Origin of the sequence: Bacteroides salyersiae, assembly GCF_031172035.1 — a bacterium.
GTDB lineage: Bacteria > Bacteroidota > Bacteroidia > Bacteroidales > Bacteroidaceae > Bacteroides > Bacteroides salyersiae.
In genome coordinates, this window is the sequence record NZ_CP133452.1 from 607565 (window position 1) to 627547 (window position 19983).

Annotated in this window: 22 protein-coding genes and 1 pseudogene; 13 read left to right on the top strand and 10 right to left on the bottom strand. The window is 39.2% G+C overall.

Annotation, left to right across the window (positions count from 1 at the left end; all coding sequences use genetic code 11):
• The first annotated feature begins 4 nt into the window (after nucleotides 1–4).
• Together RB604_RS02420 and RB604_RS02425 are read left to right on the top strand one after the other, a co-directional pair.
• Nucleotides 5–1360 carry a glycosyltransferase family 39 protein gene (locus tag RB604_RS02420; RefSeq protein ID WP_005928890.1) on the top strand — a complete coding sequence of 452 codons (1356 nt, stop codon included), beginning with the start codon at nucleotides 5–7 and terminating at the stop codon, nucleotides 1358–1360.
• A gap of 125 nt (nucleotides 1361–1485) precedes the next feature.
• A complete protein-coding gene (locus tag RB604_RS02425; protein ID WP_373133404.1) occupies nucleotides 1486–2001 on the top strand; it encodes a DUF3836 domain-containing protein in 516 nt (171 codons plus the stop codon).
• A gap of 96 nt (nucleotides 2002–2097) precedes the next feature.
• On the opposite strand, the gene RB604_RS02430 is transcribed toward RB604_RS02425, so the two are convergent.
• Complete coding sequence (locus RB604_RS02430; RefSeq protein ID WP_129647627.1) at nucleotides 2098–2517, bottom strand: DUF3836 domain-containing protein; 420 nt, start codon at nucleotides 2515–2517, stop codon at nucleotides 2098–2100.
• 255 nt (nucleotides 2518–2772) lie between these two features.
• Nucleotides 2773–4311 carry a hypothetical protein gene (locus RB604_RS02435; RefSeq protein WP_007480006.1) on the bottom strand — a complete coding sequence of 513 codons (1539 nt, stop codon included), beginning with the start codon at nucleotides 4309–4311 and terminating at the stop codon, nucleotides 2773–2775.
• 335 nt (nucleotides 4312–4646) lie between these two features.
• Between RB604_RS02435 and RB604_RS02440 the strand changes: the two genes are divergently transcribed.
• Entirely contained in the window at nucleotides 4647–5135 is a 489-nt protein-coding gene (locus tag RB604_RS02440; protein ID WP_055293690.1) for a prolyl-tRNA synthetase associated domain-containing protein, read from the top strand.
• Nucleotides 5136–6062: 927 nt separating this feature from the next.
• Here the strand turns inward: RB604_RS02440 and RB604_RS02445 are convergent.
• Complete coding sequence (locus tag RB604_RS02445; protein WP_244881808.1) at nucleotides 6063–6599, bottom strand: CPBP family intramembrane glutamic endopeptidase; 537 nt, start codon at nucleotides 6597–6599, stop codon at nucleotides 6063–6065.
• A gap of 45 nt (nucleotides 6600–6644) precedes the next feature.
• Here RB604_RS02445 and RB604_RS02450 point away from each other — a divergent pair.
• The 10 genes and pseudogenes from RB604_RS02450 to RB604_RS02495 form a co-directional block, all read left to right on the top strand.
• Nucleotides 6645–6818: pseudogene (locus RB604_RS02450) on the top strand (transposase); the annotation flags it as partial.
• Between the two features lie 373 nt (nucleotides 6819–7191).
• A complete protein-coding gene (locus tag RB604_RS02455; RefSeq protein WP_007480004.1) occupies nucleotides 7192–8415 on the top strand; it encodes a site-specific integrase in 1224 nt (407 codons plus the stop codon).
• A gap of 25 nt (nucleotides 8416–8440) precedes the next feature.
• Nucleotides 8441–9580 (top strand): PDDEXK nuclease domain-containing protein, encoded by a 1140-nt coding sequence (locus RB604_RS02460; RefSeq protein WP_007480003.1) that lies wholly within the window; start codon nucleotides 8441–8443, stop codon nucleotides 9578–9580.
• A gap of 262 nt (nucleotides 9581–9842) precedes the next feature.
• Nucleotides 9843–10784 carry a DUF6268 family outer membrane beta-barrel protein gene (locus RB604_RS02465; RefSeq protein WP_007480002.1) on the top strand — a complete coding sequence of 314 codons (942 nt, stop codon included), beginning with the start codon at nucleotides 9843–9845 and terminating at the stop codon, nucleotides 10782–10784.
• Nucleotides 10785–10786: 2 nt separating this feature from the next.
• The gene (locus RB604_RS02470; protein ID WP_044093701.1) at nucleotides 10787–11005 is read left to right on the top strand and encodes a hypothetical protein; all 219 of its coding nucleotides are present in this window, start codon (nucleotides 10787–10789) and stop codon (nucleotides 11003–11005) included.
• A gap of 57 nt (nucleotides 11006–11062) precedes the next feature.
• Nucleotides 11063–11824, top strand: coding sequence for a LytR/AlgR family response regulator transcription factor (locus RB604_RS02475; RefSeq protein WP_007480001.1), 762 nt, complete (start codon nucleotides 11063–11065; stop codon nucleotides 11822–11824).
• A gap of 61 nt (nucleotides 11825–11885) precedes the next feature.
• Entirely contained in the window at nucleotides 11886–12881 is a 996-nt protein-coding gene (locus tag RB604_RS02480) for a sensor histidine kinase (protein ID WP_007480000.1), read from the top strand.
• Nucleotides 12882–12901: 20 nt separating this feature from the next.
• Nucleotides 12902–13141 carry a hypothetical protein gene (locus RB604_RS02485; RefSeq protein WP_044093700.1) on the top strand — a complete coding sequence of 80 codons (240 nt, stop codon included), beginning with the start codon at nucleotides 12902–12904 and terminating at the stop codon, nucleotides 13139–13141.
• A complete protein-coding gene (locus tag RB604_RS02490; protein ID WP_007479996.1) occupies nucleotides 13095–13514 on the top strand; it encodes an RteC domain-containing protein in 420 nt (139 codons plus the stop codon). Before RB604_RS02485 ends, RB604_RS02490 begins: the two co-directional genes overlap by 47 nt.
• A gap of 130 nt (nucleotides 13515–13644) precedes the next feature.
• Nucleotides 13645–13977, top strand: a complete 333-nt coding sequence (locus RB604_RS02495; RefSeq protein ID WP_005802205.1) for a helix-turn-helix domain-containing protein — start codon at nucleotides 13645–13647, stop codon at nucleotides 13975–13977.
• Nucleotides 13978–14029: 52 nt separating this feature from the next.
• Here the strand turns inward: RB604_RS02495 and RB604_RS02500 are convergent, their stop codons facing one another.
• The 7 genes from RB604_RS02500 to RB604_RS02530 form a co-directional block, all read right to left on the bottom strand.
• Nucleotides 14030–14749, bottom strand: a complete 720-nt coding sequence (locus tag RB604_RS02500) for a hypothetical protein (protein WP_007479988.1) — start codon at nucleotides 14747–14749, stop codon at nucleotides 14030–14032.
• Nucleotides 14750–14753: 4 nt separating this feature from the next.
• Nucleotides 14754–15677 (bottom strand): relaxase/mobilization nuclease domain-containing protein, encoded by a 924-nt coding sequence (locus RB604_RS02505; RefSeq protein WP_055293693.1) that lies wholly within the window; start codon nucleotides 15675–15677, stop codon nucleotides 14754–14756.
• Nucleotides 15643–16026, bottom strand: a complete 384-nt coding sequence (locus RB604_RS02510; protein ID WP_055293695.1) for a MobC family plasmid mobilization relaxosome protein — start codon at nucleotides 16024–16026, stop codon at nucleotides 15643–15645. The genes RB604_RS02505 and RB604_RS02510 overlap by 35 nt, the downstream gene beginning before the upstream one ends.
• A 146-nt stretch (nucleotides 16027–16172) precedes the next feature.
• Nucleotides 16173–17138, bottom strand: coding sequence for a toprim domain-containing protein (locus RB604_RS02515; RefSeq protein WP_055293697.1), 966 nt, complete (start codon nucleotides 17136–17138; stop codon nucleotides 16173–16175).
• 163 nt (nucleotides 17139–17301) lie between these two features.
• Nucleotides 17302–18375: an AAA family ATPase gene (locus RB604_RS02520; protein WP_055293699.1), complete on the bottom strand. Its 1074-nt coding sequence runs from the start codon at nucleotides 18373–18375 to the stop codon at nucleotides 17302–17304.
• Nucleotides 18376–18380: 5 nt separating this feature from the next.
• A complete protein-coding gene (locus RB604_RS02525; protein WP_055293700.1) occupies nucleotides 18381–18668 on the bottom strand; it encodes a helix-turn-helix domain-containing protein in 288 nt (95 codons plus the stop codon).
• 125 nt (nucleotides 18669–18793) lie between these two features.
• Entirely contained in the window at nucleotides 18794–19708 is a 915-nt protein-coding gene (locus tag RB604_RS02530; protein ID WP_055293702.1) for a hypothetical protein, read from the bottom strand.
• Nucleotides 19709–19983: the final 275 nt, after the last annotated feature.

Sequence of the window (19983 nt, forward strand, 5' to 3'; positions counted from 1 at the left end):
ACATATGCTTATCTTAGGAATAATTATCCTATTCATAATAGGATTTCTCACGATCCATCTTATTTCGATCCGGTTTTCTACAAGTGAAAAAGCAGGCCTTGCCTTTCCCGTCGGACTGGGACTGGAAACCATGATGATGGCTCTGATTGATCTGTCGGGGATTCCACTAACCGCCACAAGTATATTGACAGCCGGTCTCTTTCTGATTATCATCTTATCGGTTCCGCTATATCTGCGGAAAGAAGAGCTTATGGCATACTACAAGCAACCCCTTTCTTTCAAATTATCTGATTATAATCTTATCTGGCTCTTCTTCATTGCGCTTATTGTGTATCTGGAATATATGAATTTTTCCAAATGCATCTATTTCCCGACCTACGATAGGGACAGCCTTGCCGGATTCGACACCATAGGCTATGTAATAGCACAGGAACATACATTGAAAGGATTAAGTTTATTCCAGGCAGATTATATGCCACAAATTCACAATGCAGGAAGCTATATCGTATATGCACCGATGGTCCAATTAAGCTATGCATTCGTATATCTATTGGGAGCGGAAACCTCAAAACTTATTCCGGCATTGATATACCTGTCCTTTCTGATAGCATTCTATGGCTGCATGAAACGCGTCATAAACAAGACAGGTTCCGCCATTGCCGTATTTTTCATGATGATTACCCCGGAGATGTTTGCCTTTTCATCACTGTCAGCCACGAATGTCATTCATGCCGTCAGTGCATCATTGGGAATTATTTATATAGCTATCTGGTTTAAATACAGAGAAAAAAAAGACTTATATCTCGGTGCCTTATCACTGGGGCTGAATATCTGGACCCGCACGGATGGAATCGTGTTTATTCTGGCTGCATTATTCGTTATTACGATAGATGCAATAATAAAGAAAACATGGAAAAGTCCGATGCCTGTACTTTTTTCTTTCATTCCAGCTTTATTATGGATACTTTTTGAGAAGCTGGCCAATTTATATGCAGAAAGCATCGCAATACTTCACCCTTATTGGGATGCGGACAAAGCCGGTATCATCTGGCAATACATGAAACTACATTTTATGAATACGACTTATTACGGTTGGACCTTTACTTTCCTATCACTATCACTCATACTGAACAGTTGGTATTTAATAAAAAAGAGAGATAATCTCCCGATACTGATGATGATCCTAATTTCGTCTGCTTTATATATGATTGCTCTCTACCAAATCGACTACAAGTGGGACAGTATCCAAAATGTTCTGGCATATTCGGCTAAACGATTCCTGTTTTGTTTTGTACCTATGGCCTGGTTTTACGCCATGTCGAACAATTGGATCAGGCAAATTTTGAAAAAACTGGAATAACCAAAACAAAGCAATATTCCGGAGATATATGAAGAAAAACATTAACGTAAAGATAACGTTACGATAACATACTATGATACAAGGCTATCCTATCTTTGCAACATCGAAAGAAACAAAAATCGAATATAAACCATAAAAACAAGAGCCATATGAAAGCTTTAGTAGTATCAGTAGTAATCGTAATGACAACCGTATTCAATGCATTCAGTAACGGAAATCTCACCCAGTTTGCTTATAACACCACTACAGACGGAGAAAAAGTAGAAAGTCAGACCGTATATACAGTGGAAAACGAAAAGTATCTCCAACAATATCTGAAGTACAACTATACCTATGACAATAAAGGAAATGTATCGCAGAAAGAGGTTCTGAAATGGAATGAGATCACAAAAGTTTTCGAAAAGCAATATTGCCTGAATATTACGTACAATGCGCAGGAAACAAGCATCGAATACACCGCATGGGATAACAAAACAGGGGCATACTCCGATTCCAGAGCCAAAGCCGTGTATCAGACTACGAATACCGGACAAGGCTTTAATTATCTGAGCTACGAGTGGAATAAGAAAGAAAATAACTGGAATTTAGCGAAAGAACACGCCATCCTTTATGGAAACAACGCCCTGATGGCCGACAAATAAATAAATTCTCTCTCTATAAAAACTCTAACAAAAAATACGGCTGCGAAAGGTTTGCCCCTCACAGCCGTATTACATATGTACCCGTTTCGTATTCTCTTATTTCGTACTTGCCAGAAGACGGGTCATACCATCGCTATTCAAATCATAAGTGCTCTTTTCCGTATTCTTATCGAAAGAATTGCTCTTTGTATTCCAGAGGGCATAATTCATTTCTACGGCATCGGAATGATAGGACACATTCAGTTTGAAATAAGGAGTCCAGCATGCTTTTACACTGTCCCACTTGGCAGCTTCCTTACAGACCACCCGGTTCTCGGAATCATAAGTATACGTGTAGCGGAGGTGGCGGAACAGATGACCGTCTTCATTCCGATAGATCGTTTTAACTACCAACTGCTCACCGTTCATCTCATCATTCTTCACATAATTGGTGGGATTACCTGCATTTGCACTCATTACACTTGCCATTACCACTGCTACCATTACCACTGCTTTGAAAAATACATTTGTCTTCATAATCGTTATTTTTTTTATTGTTATTATTTTCTTTGACTATCGGCGGAGGTTTTTATCAGCCGCCTTCGCTTTTATATAGTCAAGAGCTGTGCCAAAATCATAAAACACTGATTATCAGAAAATATTTATTTTAAGGATACGTTCGTTTCCGAACAGGTGTCCGCACAGAAACGAACAATGGAGATGAAATATGCCACGTTAACGTAAAAATAACGTTGAAATAACATTCTTCTCTGCAAGCATCGTTCTGTGAAACTACATTCTGCCAAACTCACATTTACCATTATATACCAGCGAACACCCCTCTCCATGTTTAAGCCGGTACCCGCTACCACTCGGGATATAATGAAGACAGTTTTTTGCCAACTCCCAGCCTTCAGAACCATATCCGCTTTTGGGACGCCCCGTCCGTCCGTTGGCAATTCCTCCGAGAACCAGGCCGATAATAGCAAAAAAGACAAGAAACTTAAATACACTCAAAGCCGTAAGAAGAATAGCGAACGTACCCAAAGGAATGAATAGGATCACCATTAACGCAAATAGCGGATAACGCCTTAACTGCACTGCCGAGATTATTACTTGTAGCACTTGTGTTCCGAGTAAAGCGTAGATCAGCCACATATTTTCCTCATCACTCAACCCACCCGAAAATAACGCATAAACGAACATGACAAGAGCAATAACTGTGAAAAGTATAACTCCGATCGAAGTATTAAAATCACGGCTTTCGGTTTTCATTTCAGCCAATAAGCTGAAGAACAGATTAAATTCCACAAAAACCACCCCAAGCGTCACAAGGGTAAACAATATAGCTTTGAGCCATCCGACCTGCTCGGGTTCACAGAACCAAAAGTCATTTCCTAACAGGGCAATATAGACCACCTCAATCAGGAAAACAAACGTAAGTATCAGATATTTTACCGCTAATGCAAGCCTGGGAGTATTTGTCAACAGGAGAGAAAGTAAAAAATAAAGCACTATTCCGCCCAGCACCAACCACGGGAACCAAACCTCACTATCTATATGCCTGCCTATTGTTCTGGTAACCGTTTTGGTAATCTTCTCTTGTATTACACCAAATTTTTCTATCAGATCGGGCTCATAATCAGAAAGATCGACTTCATTAGCATAAGTACTGCTGCTAAAATCTTTTTGTGTCATATAATAAGTATAGTCGACCTTATCAACCCCCGTAATTTTTCCTCTGCGGTTATACTTATGCACATACTTTGTCACACCGACTTCCACCCATTGCCGGGAACGGGGCCCCATAACTTGAAAAACAGCATTGGACTTCAGCGTATCAGCCACTTTACTTTGTATATTCGGACGTTCTCGAAGCAGAATCTCCTTTCCTTCGGTCACTTTATACTCGCACGCTGTCGCTGCTTCAAAGCTTGCCCTCTCGGCATACCGTGGCACAAAAACGGCCTCATAATCTTGAATCCCCTTATATTCATCTACTACTATCGTTTTTATAATTTCAACTTTTACCCATTTAGGATCACTGTTATCAATCATATACAGGGTATTTACAGGCCCGGAACCGACCGTATCCGTTACAGGCTGATCCATACCGGGAGGCTCACGGAGATAGACATGATCCTTTGGTAATACATCATGTCGGACATAGGGATAAGTCTGGCAATAGGCCAATACGGAAAAGTGTAAAGTAAAAACAAGAAAGAGAGCCCGCTTTAAATTTCGGTGAAGTGTCCGTGTTGTAATTTGCGAATACAAAGAGAGTGCAGCAACAACGACTGCTCCAATTGAGAAAGTCCTTACTGTCTCCATCGTTTAACTTTTGGTTAGTATAATAAATTGATAGATAATAGTTTAATCACATTCAAATATAACAAAGATTGCGAAGAAAACAAAACATCCTGTATTTCTACGAGATTTTAAAGCATCGCATAAAACAACTCTGCACACAATCGCTCAAAGAGACTATGTACTCAAGAAAACAAAAAATTGAAAGTCCTATGGAGAAAGTACATCGTGCTGAAGACTATTTCAGAAAAGTTATTTATGACAAATTGCATTTTTATTATATTTGCAAAACTTGAACGTTTTCATGACACATGACATCCATAACCTTTAAGAAAATAAAAGTAAACGCAGAGCTATAAATGAAACCAGAAATCTATCATACACTCGACAAGTTAGGCATTGATTACACAAGCCTTGAACATTCTCCCATTATGACAATGGAGGAAGGCACGATGATAGCACAAAAGTTAAACGTTACACCATGCAAGAATCTGTTTTTGGTAAACAAACAAAAAGAATATTTTCTACTTCTACTTTCGGAGAACAAAAAATTATCAGCGAAAAGCATCGCTAAACAAATAGATAGTTCACATCTTTCTTTCGCTTCCGATGAAGACATGAAAAGACTTCTTTCCACAACACCCGGAGCTGTTAGTATTCTTGGGCTTATTTATGACAATACGAATAAAGTAAAGCTACTGATAGATAAAGAAATCATGAGAACTGACTATATAGGTTGCCACCCATGCGAAAACACTTACAGTCTAAAATTAAAAACAAAAGATATATTAGACATTTTCCTTCCTGCAATCGGTCACGCAGATTTTGAAGAAATAGATACGGATTAAGCATTCACTTTCGATGTTTTTTTACAGAGAATTTTGCTTGCACAATAAAGAAGGAAATAATGAATTACATAGAAACAGAACGATTAATCTTACAACCATTCACAGAAAAACGTAAATAGTTTTCACGGATCATCAAATAGTATACAGTGGGAATATCCCACGTCGGATTTTAACATTGTTAATTCCCGTTTTCAACATATCGTTCCTTTCTCCACAAAACATAGGTTCTTTGTTTGCAAAGGAGCCTATTCCTGCTGACAAGAACACGCGTTTAACACAGCATTAAACACGTATTCTTACAAGCTAAGAATATCGGTTTATTTGGTTACAAAACGAACAACTAAGTCGCTGATATACAACATTTAGTATCATCTACATCTGTATTTCTGTATGGAATGCCTCTCATCGGTTCCAAAAACAGTTCCTGCCTGTACTTATCAAATTAACAACTTCAGTTGTACGTTTCTTCTAACGTCCTAATGTATACTAAGTTATTTTTTATCATTACTAAATGACGCTCTCCAACAAACAAAATGAAAATTTTTTGCCATAATATTTTTGAAGCACTCAGAAGTTTCGTATTTTAACCTTGGGATGTATTTCACTTGTATGTATATGATGGTAGGTAATCAACAAACCATAGAAAATAAAACGAAAGACTCCCAAAATTAGAGTAAAATAAACTTTTAGACAGAGGATAAGTCTCTATTTGAATATTATTTAGGCAAACAAGAGTAGCCCGTTTTGAACAAGAACGGCAACAAGGAATATTACGAAAATAATAAGCTATAAGATAGATCCCATCCTACGGTAAACAACTTTCAAAAAAGTCGGGAAGTAATTGAAGACTAAAGGACTAAACGAACTGGGAAAGAGAATGTATTTCCTTCTGTCTGTCAGTTTTTTAATTTATTCTCTAATGTCAGATTATTTGTTAGTCCATAGAGTTACTTTCGTTATATAATATGGAATATTGTTTTTTCTTTTATAAATAACAATCCACATTATTGCCATTACTACCGTTAAAATACGAAAAACATTAGTCGTGATATCCCCAACAGCCTCATTATCAGCAATAGCAAAAGAACTCCACGCGAAATTCATAAACATATGCAAAAAGATGCTACACCACAGATTATACTTACACTCTATAAATATCCAGCCGAAGAGCAGACTTCCCAATCCGGTAACGAGTCCTGCCATTATAGAAGATACAATATCAGTCCCTTCGTATAAATGTCCACATCCAAAAATCACAGTAACAATTAAACCGGCAAGAATGAATCCCCATTTTGCATATCTAAAAAGCTGTCCTAACAGAAATCCTCGAAAAAAAAGCTCCTCAAAAAAAGCGCCTATAACCACTATATTGAATAACTTCATAAGAGAAATAGAATCATCCCAAGTTCCCCAAATGAGAGAATATAGGAGCATAGGCGAAACACTCAACAGAGCTAATTTCACTCCTGTAAAGAACCCTTTATCTAATCCTATTGTTTGGAAAAGTTTTTGGCACGATCCATTCAGACTCACTATCTGAATATTATCAATTTCTTTGAAAGGAGGGCAACCAATGCAGCGGCGGAATCGTTCAATGCTAAGATCAAAGCGTTTAGGGCACAGTTCAGAGGCGTAAAAGATAAGGCTTTCTTTTTATATAGACTGAAAATGTTGTATGCTTAAAAAAGAAAATCCCTCAGGTTTTTACGTTGATCCCATTTAATCTATCAGCAAACCAACAAGTTACGAGGGGTAGAAAAGAAAAACGGAGAGAGTTTTTCAACTTTCTCCGCTTCAGTACCCAGACCCGGTACAAGGCATAGAAATCATAGGAAAACAAAAGAATTTATCTTCCTTATTATCAATAATTTGCATATTTCCTATTTTCTCTATTTTTGCCATATTTTGCCCATTTTCCGTTATTCAGTACACTTTTAGTACACTTTGAAATATCATTTTCTTTTGTACCTTTGCGATATCGGAAAACAAAAGAAAATCAACTATTTAGCGTAATCACCCGGTTATGGTACCTAAATCGGGATAAAACCTCTAAACAATGGCAAAGTTAGAAAATAAAACGAAAGAAAACCCCAAGTTAGAGCAAAATAAGCTCTCGGATGGTAGAATCAGCCTTTACTTAGAGTATTATTTAGGTAGAGAGGAAAAGCCCGTATTAGATGAAAACGGCAATCAAGTGTACTATGATAGTGGAAAGATGCAAGGTAAGCCCAAGTTTGCAGTAAAGCACAACAGGCGAAAAGAAAACCTTAGTCTGTATCTGATAGATAAGCCCCGTACCCCTGCGGAACGCCAGCAGAACAAAGAAACTTTGGAACTCGCCATGCGCATACGTGCGGAGCGTGAGCAGGAGTTTAAAGAAAGTATGTTGGGCTATCGGTTGAAAAAAGATAGAACAGTCAATTTCTTAGACTATTTCCAAGCCTATATCAACAGTTATACCAAGAAAGATATTCGCATGGTACAAATTGCGCTTAGCCGTTTTAAGGACTTCTTAAAAGAGCAATACCCAATGAATGAGTTTAGTATCAAACCGGAATTCATTACTAAAGAAATGATGGAACAGTTTGTAGCCTATCTGCAATCTCGAAGTGTGGGCGAGGGTGCTAAAAGCATTTTCCAGCGTTTCAAGAAAGTTATTCGCTATGCGATAGACCATGATGTTATGCTGAAAGACCCCTGCAAAGGCGTTACCTGCAAAGTGGATAGTCAGATTCTTCGGAAAGATGTACTTTCTCCCGAAGAAATACAAAAGCTGGTGGCTTGCCATTATGATAATGAAAATCCGACAGTCAGACGGGCTTTCATCTTTTGCCTGTATTGCGGTCTGCGCTTCTGCGATGTGAAAGACCTTACTTATAAGAACGTGGACTATGCCAATAGATTATTGAAGTTCGAGCAAAACAAGACTAAGGGACATTCAGCCAGCAGCGGTGTGGTTATCCCTCTGAATGACGGTCTGTTATCCATTATTGGTGAAGCTCCGGCAGACAAAGATTGCTTGATATTTGATTTGCCCTCATACGAAAGCTGCTGTAAGTCTGTAAAGCGTTGGGTAAAAAGAGCCGGAATAGACAAACATATAAGCTGGCATTGTGCCCGACATTCGTTTGCCGTGAACATTCTGAACAATGGGGCAAATATCAAAACCGTAGCCAGCCTTTTAGGTCATAGCGGATTGAAACATACGGAAAAATACACCCGTGCGGTGGATAAATTGAAAGAGGAAGCAATAAACAGCTTGCCCGAACTAAAGTTTTAACCATAAAAGACTTATCTTTGTAACTATGAACTTTGAAGCATTAGTAAAACATATCAGCACGATACAGAACACGTTGCAGGCACAAGCCGCACACGCTGTAAACCTTGCCCTTACTTCCCGTAACTGGCTTATGGGGTGCTATATTGTGGAGTTTGAGCAGAACGGAGAAGACCGTGCCGCCTACGGTGAACAATTGTTGAAAAAACTGGAACAACGACTGAAAACAAAAGGTCTGAATGAACGTAGATTCCGTGAATTTAGGCGGCTGTACCTCGTTTATCCACAACTAAAAGAACCTGTTACACAATACATTGCATCACAAATTCAAATTCGGCAGTCATTGACCGCTGAATTCACTGAACCAATTCGGCGGTTGGTGACCGCCGAATCTGAAAATGGCATTTGGAAACTATCAACAGAATACCCACAAACCGAAACATGGATGATTCCGGCTGATAGATTATTCAATAGATTATCTTCCACCCATTTAAACACTATATCGGGAATTGAGAATCCGGTAAAACGTGCTTTCTATGAAATGGAAACCATTCGTGGCTGCTGGTCTGTAAAGGAGTTGGAGCGACAAATCGCATCTTTATATTACGAACGTAGCGGACTATCCAAAAACAAAGAAGCCCTCTCCGCTTTAGTCCAGCAACAAGCAACCTTATTACAACCTAAAGATGTTATCAATACACCTGTTACTTTGGAGTTCTTAGGGTTGAATGAACGTGCATTAGTGACGGAAAACGATTTGGAACAATCCATTCTTGACAACTTGCAACGCTTCCTATTGGAAATGGGACATGGCTTCTGCTTTGAAGCCCGGCAAAAACGCATCTTGATTGATGAAGATTATTTCTTTGCCGACCTTGTGTTCTATCATCGTATTTTGAAATGTCATGTTATTGTAGAATTGAAGATAGACAAGTTCCACCATGAGTATGCTTCGCAACTAAATATGTATCTGAACTATTTCAAAGCGGAAGTGATGCAGCCGGATGATAATCCACCTATCGGTATTCTGCTTTGCACTGAAAAGGGAGATACATTAGTAAAGTATGCCACTGCCGGATTAGACCCAAATATCTTTGTACAGAAGTATAGGATAGAACTTCCAACAGAAGAAGAAATAAAAGAGTTCATTTCTTCCTCAAGCTATTAAAATACAAAGTATGTCAAAAACAAAACTGGAGAAAAGAGAAACAGGCTTTTTCTTTCGCCAGTTTTGCTTTTTATACAAATAAGTTTAGTTCAGCTTGGATATATAAAGTAACACAAACTAAACTTTGCCAATCGAAACAAATCTTTGCATTTCATCCGTTTGATTCTAAACTTCATCCTGCTTATTCTGCGACTCATCTGAATTACATTGTTCTATAATTTACCCATACTTATTTTTGCACAAACATTTTAATAGTTAAAGTATGGTTTCATTCAATTTAAGCAAGAGAAAATTATTACTATCAGTATCAAAATTACAACTGATATTGTTATTGTGTACCGTTATCCCTCACAATCTTTCAGCACAAGGCTTTATAGAAACAGGATATACGCCACAGAGAAACTTATTGGATAAAGATGATAAAAAGCATGGTTCAGGCGATTTATTTCAAATTTCAGGAAGATATACGCTACCTCTTTCTGTGAAAAGGAATGAAAAAGGACAAGTAGTAGCGTGGTCTGCCACTATAAACTGCGTATATTCTGTTTTGAATAATAAAGATGAAGCTCTGGATATAAACCCTAAGAATATCCTTAACTGTAGTTTTAATATTTCACATCGACGTCCTATTTCCGATAAATGGTATTTGATTGCTTCACTTGGGGCTGGCGTATATTCTTCACCTAACCATGTATCATTCAAAAGTATTTTAGCTAATGGTGCAGTAATTTTTGCATATAAAATAAGAGATAATTTAGATATTGGCATTGGAGCAGGTTTAACAAATTCATACGGTGCACCCATTATTATGCCTATGACTTTTTTGAAGTGGAAAACAACAGGAAAATACGAAATTGATGTAGAGGTAGCCAACCGTTTAAAAGTGTCTGTAACAAGAATTTTGACAGACAGGTTTAAATTAAGTTTAGTGCCATACGATATGGATGGAATATCCTCTGTAATAAAGAAAGACGGAGAGTCTAAAATTTATGGTTCAACACGATTAAGGTCTTATTTACGTCCAGAGTTTAAGATAAAGGAGAAATCTTTTATATATTTAGGTATAGGAGCAGATATTTATCATAGTGTAAAAATCGCAGATAGAAGCTGGAAAGGTTTTGCCAATAGCTTCAAGGGAAATAATGAAAAGTGGAATTTCGATAGAGCCTTTCATGTAATGGCTGGCTTTCGTTATGGTTTTTAACTATGGATAATCTACTGTTCATATTTAGAACGTCCATATCCAAAAAGACAGATTTAAAACGAATCGGAAGTATTTTGAATAAATGTTCACGAATAAGCCATTGGAATGTGGATTTTGAAGATTGGGAAAAAATTTTAAGAATTGAATGTACTGGACTTACAGCACATGAAATTGTAGCAATGCTTAAAATTATAGATATTTATGCAGAAGAACTTAAATAGTAATCCCAATATATTGTATTTTTGAGGATAGTATAGTTCAACAAGGGAAAAATAGATATGATGAAATATTTGTTAGTAGAAGATGAGCGTTTTGCTTATGAAGAAATAAAGCGTATGATGCAGGCACTAAGAGCCGATTATCAAATGATTGGCTGGGCAGAGAGTGTGGAGCAGGCAGTCGGATTTCTAAAACAGGGAAATATTGATTTGATGATTGTTGATATACGATTATCGGATGGAATTAGCTTTGAGATATTTGAACAATGTCCTATAGAAATTCCTGTTATTTTTACGACAGCTTATGATGAATACGCATTAAAGGCTTTTAAAGTGAATAGTATAGACTATTTATTAAAACCTATTGATGAAAAAGAACTGGATGCGGCATTATGCAAATTTGAACGAAGGAACTATTTGAATTGTACAATGCCCGAATATAAAAAATTGGAAGAAACATATTTATCTAACAACAAGAAGAATCGTTTTTTGATACAAATTGGTGACTCTTTCCAATATGTTGAAACTGCTGATATAGCCTTTTTCTACAGTGAAGAAAAATACATCTATTTACATCTGTTTTCTAATCGTAGATATATAATAAACTATTCATTGGAACAGTTAGAATGTATGTTGGATAGAAATATGTTTTTCCGTGTTTCAAGAAATTGTATTGCCAATATCAAGTCTATACAAAAAAGTTCAAAATATTTTGGAAGCCGACTGAAACTATACTTCCTGCCGGAATGTCCCCATGAAGTTTTAGTTAGTCGTAACCGTGTTAGTGATTTTTTAAACTGGATTGATGATGTTAAGTCGTAATTATAGACATGAAAATTTAACTTTATCTTTTGTATTGATAATTATTATAATATCACAGTTTATGGGAAAAAGAAAGTCGATAATATTATTCATATCACTTATAGCAATATCACTATTTCTATGTATTTCTACATTTTCATTATTAGCAAATAGTAGCTCTTATAAAATAGAAAATATTTTGTCTAATTTCTTTCTAAATATGCCTATATGCCTAATAATTGGGGCTATTGATTATAAGGTTATCAGCATTCTTCAAAAAAACAATTCTAAATACAGTGCTTCCCACTCTGTTATCATTGATTTCATATTAACGGCATTATTAATAGGTACGTTATCCATAGTTGTAAATTATGTTTTACTTCTTATTTTTCCCGGTAAATTTGATATACTATATCAAGTATTACCAATGATTTTATGGAATAGTATTATTGTTTTATTTATTGAATTATTCTTTTACAATAAGCGGCAGATTGAAAATGAAAACAAATTAAATATCATTGAGAAAGAAAAAGCTATCTATCAGTTTGAAGCATTAAAAAATCAAATAAACCCTCATTTCCTATTTAATAGTCTAAATGTTCTTTCTTCTCTTGCATATCAAGATGCTGAAAAAACAAATCTATTTACTAAAAAATTATCCAATGTTTATCGGTATCTGCTGACTACACATGACCGACCAACAGTAACGTTACAAGAAGAATTACAATTTGTCGATTCTTATTTATATTTAGAACAGATACGTTTTGGGGATACATTACAGGTTTTCATTGAAAATGATAAGAAACATCAAGATAAAGCTATTATTCCGGCAAGTTTACAGATGTTGGTAGAAAACGCTTTAAAACACAATATAAGTACTTCTAAATCACCATTAATTATTTATATAACTATAAATAAGGGTGGAGTAACAGTTTCCAACAATATACAGCTACGTAGCTATGTGACAAAAAATGGTATGGGATTGAACAACTTAAGGAAACAATATTCTTTATATGACAAAGAGGTACTTATAACAGAAATAAAAACTAATTTTATTGTAAAACTACCTTATATTTAGACGATTGTAAATAATCTCAGATGGATATGATTTTTAATCAGAGGTTTTTCCGGTTATTGTCGGAATACTCACAGCGTAAAGTTTCTGCATCCGAACTGACAGAAGCTATTGAAGAATTAGCTATTCATGTCACCAATTTCAGTATCAACGAGCAGAATTACAGCATATTACTACGTTATTTTTCTTTTGGCTTGTACCGTCTTAAATCGTACCGTGTACGGTTTGAGCAAGAAAAAAATGCCCTATTTGCATCTTATTGATGAAGCAATAGGACTTTTGAACACTGAAATACGCCTTATCGAATGGCGCATCAAGTATCCGGAACAACTCAAACAACGGCTTGAAAGACAAAACATTTCCCCTCTCTATCTCGCTGATAAAACAACCCTTATCAACATCATGGAAATGGTAAGCGGTCTGTTCCTCTCCAAAGACATCGTTTATCAGAACGGTAAACCTGCTTATTTGGTGGACTTGGCGAAAGCCTTTGAATGGCTTTTCAACATCAGAATAAGCGACTGCCACCAAAAGCATGAGGACGTGATAAAACGGAAGCCGGGCAAACTTACTGAATTTCTTAATGGACTGGCAGACCTAATCAAAAAAGAACATGACAAGAAAGGATACAGATAATCAACAACTTATGATTTATTTATAGAGGATTCCATTAGTTCCCCTGTAATTTCTTTGCATCCGTTTTTAGAACTTTGCTTCATCAATCGATTGACAAACAAGAATGTATAATCTGAAACATGAAGCAATTATGTATATAGAGAATGACGAATTTGGTGAATGGATGCAGAAGCTGTACGCCAAACTGGAAGAACTCTGCAAGGATGTACGGGTACTACGCAATGCAGACAGGGTACTGCCCGAAGATGACAACCTATTGGATAATCAGGACTTGTGCCTGCTGTTCAAAGTAAGTATCAAAACCCTGCAACGCTACCGGGCTATCGGTGCGCTGCCGTACTTCACAATCAGCGGAAAAGTGTATTACAAGGCTTCCGATGTCCGGGAGTTCATCAAGGAAAGGTTCAGCATTACCACGCTACGCCAGTTCGAGAAAGAACACTGTACGAAGAAAAAGAAGTGAATCTGAAAAGTTGGAACGGTGAATGTGCTTCATCCGTTCCGGCTTTCCCTGTTTATGGCTTGCCCAGCTTATCGGCTTCTTTCTTTAGCTGTTCGGCTTGCTCGTTCAACAGCCTTGCACGTTCCAGTGTTTCCGCCTGCTTTTGGATGCGGTATTCAAAATCCATCACTGAATCGGTCAGACTTCGGATAAAACCGTTATCCCGTTGCCACTTGAACTTGTTTTCCAGTATATCAAAAGTTTCCCCGTCTGCCTGTCCTTGCATCAGCAAATAGCGGTATTTCATATCGTTGTCCTGCAACTGCTGCATACGTTCAGCCAAACGGACATTCAAGAATATGGAAGCGGAACAGATAATCAGCACTGCCGAAAAAAGAAACAATCCCGGACGAATCCAAGAAGCTACTTTGTTGTAAATCTGTTGATAGAGCGGTAAGGGCGTAACTTCCTCTTTGTCCGTCTTGCAAGAGCCCAAAGCGTCAATCATTACCTTGAAACAACGGTAGGTTTCCAATACTATTTTCTTAGTGTCCTCGATATGTTTCTGCTGACCTTGCATCCTGTTCCTTATCTCGTCAAGCTGGCTTCGGATAGCCTGCAAATCCTTTTCGGGAACAGCAGGGTTGCTGTGTAGTTCCGACAATGCCTGTTCGATTGCGTTCAGCCTTTCAAGAGTTTCCTCCCGACTGGCTGGCGTTACCTGTGCTTCCTGCTTCTCTTTCAGTTCAGTAACCATTGAGAGAAGCCCCTCTAAAATCAAATTTTCCTCCATGTATTTACAATTTAAGTTGTTTTTTCTTTTTCTTCTTCTTCCTCAAAAAGGAATCATCGGGCATTTCATCAGCCGGGGCTGACAAACCGGAAAACAAACCGCCTAAACCTACAATAAAAGAATTATCCGCTTTGTCGGGTGCCGATACTGATTTCTGAACAGGTGCGGTAACCGTCTGCTTATTGCTTCCGACTGTCGTCTGCCCTACATCCCCAAAACACTTATCCAGTTTGGAGAAACTGAAATTACGGTCTATCTCCGAACCCTTGAACGTGTATTCGCCTTTGGAAAAGGAAACGCCTTGTATCTCGCCTGTCTGCCCCTTGTACTTGAACCGAATAGTGATACCCTTTTCCGCTAACCGCTCCTGTAACTGCTGCCAGTTTCGGGATTTCCCGATTTCATTCTTTACAGCGTTGTAAATCTCGTATTTCGATTTGTCCGGCTCTTTCAAGCGGTGCTGCTTCACCTGTTCTTTTCCACCAGCGAAATAAAGCCCGTGCTTGGCTTTCAGCTTCTTGCATACCTGCTCGTTACGGTACATATCATTCTTGTCCGAAATGGTTTTGCCGTTGTTGTCAATACGGTTGAATACGATATGCACATGTGGATGCTCCCGGTCTTGATGGCGCACGATGATATACTGTGTATCGGTGATTTTCATTTCACGCATATATTCCTGCGCAAGCTGTATCATCTTCTCGTCTGTCAATTTGGGTGCATCTACTGCCGAATAGCTCAACGCAATATGTCCGACTGGCTTTTTCAAGTCGGGATTCATCCCGGTCTGCATACAGAAGCTGCGGATTATATCTCCCCGGCTTTCTGTCAGTACCCCGTCCGCATGGAGCAAAGCCGCTTGTTCCTTGCCCAACACATAGTTCACGCAACCCTTAAACCCGCTTCCCTTTTTTATTTTTCCAATCATCCGACAACTGGTTTATAATTTCGACAATCCTGTTTTTGAGTTTCACCAATTCCACCGCCACCAGTGCGAAACCTCCGGCATTTGCCCGATGCGCCAACTGGTTGATGTTGTTGGCTTCCCCTGCCAGCTTGCGAATGGTGTCCGCATCCTGCCTGTTCAGCCGGGGTATGACCTCTGCCGAAACAACCGCCTGCCGGACATACTCACTGACACGCAGCCCGGCTTCCCCGGCTCGCTTCCTGATGACGTAATACTGCAACTCGGTCAGCTTCGTGCTGACTACCCGTTGCTGCTTCTCTATCCGTTTCTTTGCCGGACGTCCCCCCGGCTTATCCTTTACATTCGTCATAGGTTTTTACGTTTAAATGGTGTCTTAAAAATTGCGACCAACGGGAGAAATTTTCTTTGCGGTGAGCAAAGCAAGGTAGTTTCGGTTTACCGAAACATAACCTTGCTCTCCAAATCAAACCGCCTGCCGCTGGCAATCCTGCCGGACTAAATGCCCCTGCCCCTTTTCTGTCTTGGGGCGGCACGTTGTCCGGTTTCCTGCTTTATCTCCTGCGCTTGGCTGGTGCTGTTCTTCTGTTCCTGCTTCCTGCCGCACAGGTAATCGTTCAAGTCCGAATAACCCCTGTAATTATCCGAGAAGTCACGCACACGGTAGGTATATTCCAACGTAATAGCCTGTGTCGCCTTATACCCCGTCTCGTCATTGTCAAGCATACAGTGGATGCGTTCATACGGGTACAGCACGTCAATGGCTTTCGGCACATTGACAGTAGAGTTGAGTATGACATAATCCTGCCTGTCAAGGTCGGGCATGGTCGGGCAGTTCTTCATCCGGAGCGTGAGGAAAGAAAGATAGTCCATAAAACCCTCGAATACCAAACACTTCTCTCTCGGCTCTCCCTGCTGCCGTATATGGGTGATGTCTTTCGGGGCGATGCAGCCTTTGAAAAAGGAATTGCGAACCTCGTAACCTCCTGCCATGTTCGGGAAACCGATAGCAAAGAACGGTCTGCCGTTATTGGTAAAATGGAGTTCCTTACATTCTCTTTTTGCCAGCTCGACATTGATACCCCGTCCCTGCAAGTAACGGAGCAATGCCGGATGGGTAAGGTCACGGACTTCCAAATGTTGGAAACTCGGTTCTGTCCTACGCTGGGGAAAAGAAAAACTGACCGGGCGGACGTGCGGTGTCTGTTCCGCTATCCGGTTTAAAAGGTATGGCAGGCTGTCGGAGCAATAGAGTTCCTTTGCCAATGCGATGATGTTGCCGCCCTTGCCTGCGCCAAAGTCATACCAAAGGTTGCGGTCAGTATTCACCTTGAAAGACGGTTCGTGTTCCTCCCTTAACGGTGATTTGTACCATAAGCCGTTGCCCTGCTGCTTGACAGGAGAGTAGCCTAAACTGTGCAGATAGTCTGCGATGGGTATTTGTTTCACATCTTCGATATTCATAACATTTTCTTTTTTGGGGATTAAAAAATAGTTGAAAAGTGCGCCAGTCCTGTTTAGTCCGTTATATATATACCCGTACCATACTAAACCTGCTTGTTTCGATACTGGGAAATAGTAAGTCCATTCCTCTTGTATATACACCCGGACTAAACCAAACTGACTTTTAATAATGGAAATCGGGATTATAGCGGTAGCCCTTGCCCTCTTTCACAATCATGCGCTTGTTCACAAGGAACTTGTTAAGTGACACAAGGACATTGCGTCCACGCTCGTAACCGATACTCGCATAACCCTGTTTCAATGCCGCTATGACATTGGAATAGCCTTGTACCACCTGCTTGCCGAAACCGTTCTCCAACGCTTCCCGGTGTTGCTGTTCGGTCAGTTCCGTAAGCGGAAAGTTCCTGTCCTGCTTAGGTTGTTGGAATACATAACCGTCCACGATTTCGGGCAAAGCGTTGTCATTGATACGGAATGCGAACGGGTCAAACTCCCGGTCACGTATGTGCATCGCCTTTACCTCGCTTATGTTGCCGTCCTGCTGGCTTTTCGTGATTTGCAGGACGGTTTCAGCCTTGTTGTTCAGTTCCGTACCGATATGCCCCCTTGTGTTGTCATCCCCCTTGTTCAAATGCAGTACGGTATGGATATGCAGGTTATATCCGCTTGACCAGCGCATCAAGAGGTTGATTAGGTCGGTTGATTCGCTGGGGCTGTTGATGTCATACATCAAGTCACGGATTCCGTCAATGATGAGTAACCCCACATCGGGCATATTTTCAAGCATATAGCCGATAATCTGTTTCCGCTTGTCGGGGGTCTGCTCCCTTAGCACGATGAAAACAAAATCGTCCCTGTCCTTGTCGGTAGGCAATCCGGCAAGGCGCAAAATACGCTCCATGACCTTATGGCAATGGTATTTGCTCTGCTCGGTATCTACATAGAGGATTTTCCGCTTGTTCGGTGGCAGGTATGCCGAATACTTCAGTACCTCGTCATTCTTCAACGCTGCCGCAACGATAGCGGAAATGTTGAATGTCTTTTTGCTCTTGGCTTTACCCGTGGATGCACTGAAATTACCCAGCGTGCCAATGGTAGAGCCGTTCACCCAGAGTATTTCGGGCGGCACTTCGTAAGTGTCCGTCACCTTTAGATGAATGGTTTTCCAAAGGGCTGCGAAATCCTCTTTCTGCATGGTGATGTCCTGCCCGGCTTCTGTCGCTTTTCTATTTTCCATAGCCGTTATTTCTTTAGAGGACGGTTAAGGATATACTTCTGCGCTTCCTGCTCTATCTGCGCCTGCGTCTTGACCGGGTTCTGACGTAACCATGCTTCCAACTCCGCTTTCTCAAAATAAAGCATTTTGCCCTGCGGCTTGTAATGGGGTATCAAGTTACCCGAAGTCAGCTTGTACAGGTAACTTTTAGAAAGGTTCAAGAACCTGCTCGCTTCATCGAAGCTAAGCACGTTCTTTGAAAGGAACAACATCTTTTCGAGTTCGGAAACTCTTAACTCTAAATCTCTTTCCATATTGTTTAGGAATTTAGGTGAAACAATATGAAGGTGCGCACCCTCGTTTTTTTTGTTAACGGGGGCAAAGTTAAGAGCTTGAAAATGAAATCTAATTGACCTTTGTTTGAGCGTTCAATCTATGCTCAACCTTTTTTCAGTTGTTCGATGTATTTGTCTATGATTTCATATCCTTTCGGATAGATGTTTTTTGCTTGGTCTGTCGCACTCGACAGGTCAGTACGTGTAAGCGGTTCTCCTTTTATCTTTCCCAGTATCAGTTTATTGTTTGCTATGACAGACTGCCATTCATAAACAATATAATTATAGCAGCCAAGCTGCATCATAAGGTAGGCAAACAAACGTGTATTATTAACTTTCAGAACACCGTCAAGTTTACAGTTGAAAAAATCGGTAAGTATTCTTGCATTTATTGTGGTAGTAAAAACATGAGCTTCATTGATACAGTCAGTAAGCAGACTGATTTCCTTTTGGGTAAGTACGGATTTAAAAGGATTACTTTTACCTACAATCTTAACTGGTTTATTTTCCGTACTCGCTTCTTTTTCTTTTGGCAAGGTCTGTTCTTGTGCTTGGATGGCAACTGTATCTATATAGTATTCGCTTTCCTGTTCTTGAAGATGGTTCAAATACTTAGAAAGTACGACAAAATTAATAATGATGGAAAAGTAAGGAAGCTGTTCATCATAACAGAATGGCTCACGTAAATATGCATCCATATCGAAATCAGAACACCGGAAACTAATATACTTTCTTTTTTCATCAGAGTTCAAATCCTCAAAGAAACTGCTTTCCCATAAAAAATCGGGAATATCCATATCCAGTACAATATATTGCAGTACACGATATTTTTGTTGAATAGCTACAATATCCTCGGTCACACGAAAAATTTCTTGCCGCAAATAATCCTTTAGCTGGGCTTGCGTCAAATACTCACGTTTTAAAAATAGTGCATCTACTTTAGTTTTATAGTCATGCGCTATACAACTATCTAATATCTTCTGTATTTCTCTGAAATTGGTTTCTATATGATTTTCCATAATCGTGTGCCTTTAAACGTTCTTACTACAAATATAAGGTAAGAATCTCACTTTTCCCGAAAACATCGGCAATAATAAGGAAGAAAAGACAGGATAAGAGTTAAGAAATTATAAAGATACAGGGAGAAAAATTATAAAAGTACACCTTTTCTTTGTATTCGTCATTCAGTACACATTTAGTACGCCCTATAAAAGCAGAAAACCCTGATAATCAGGCGATTATCAGAGTTTATTCGTACCCAGACCCGCATTTGAAATAATTAAAGTGGGGAAAA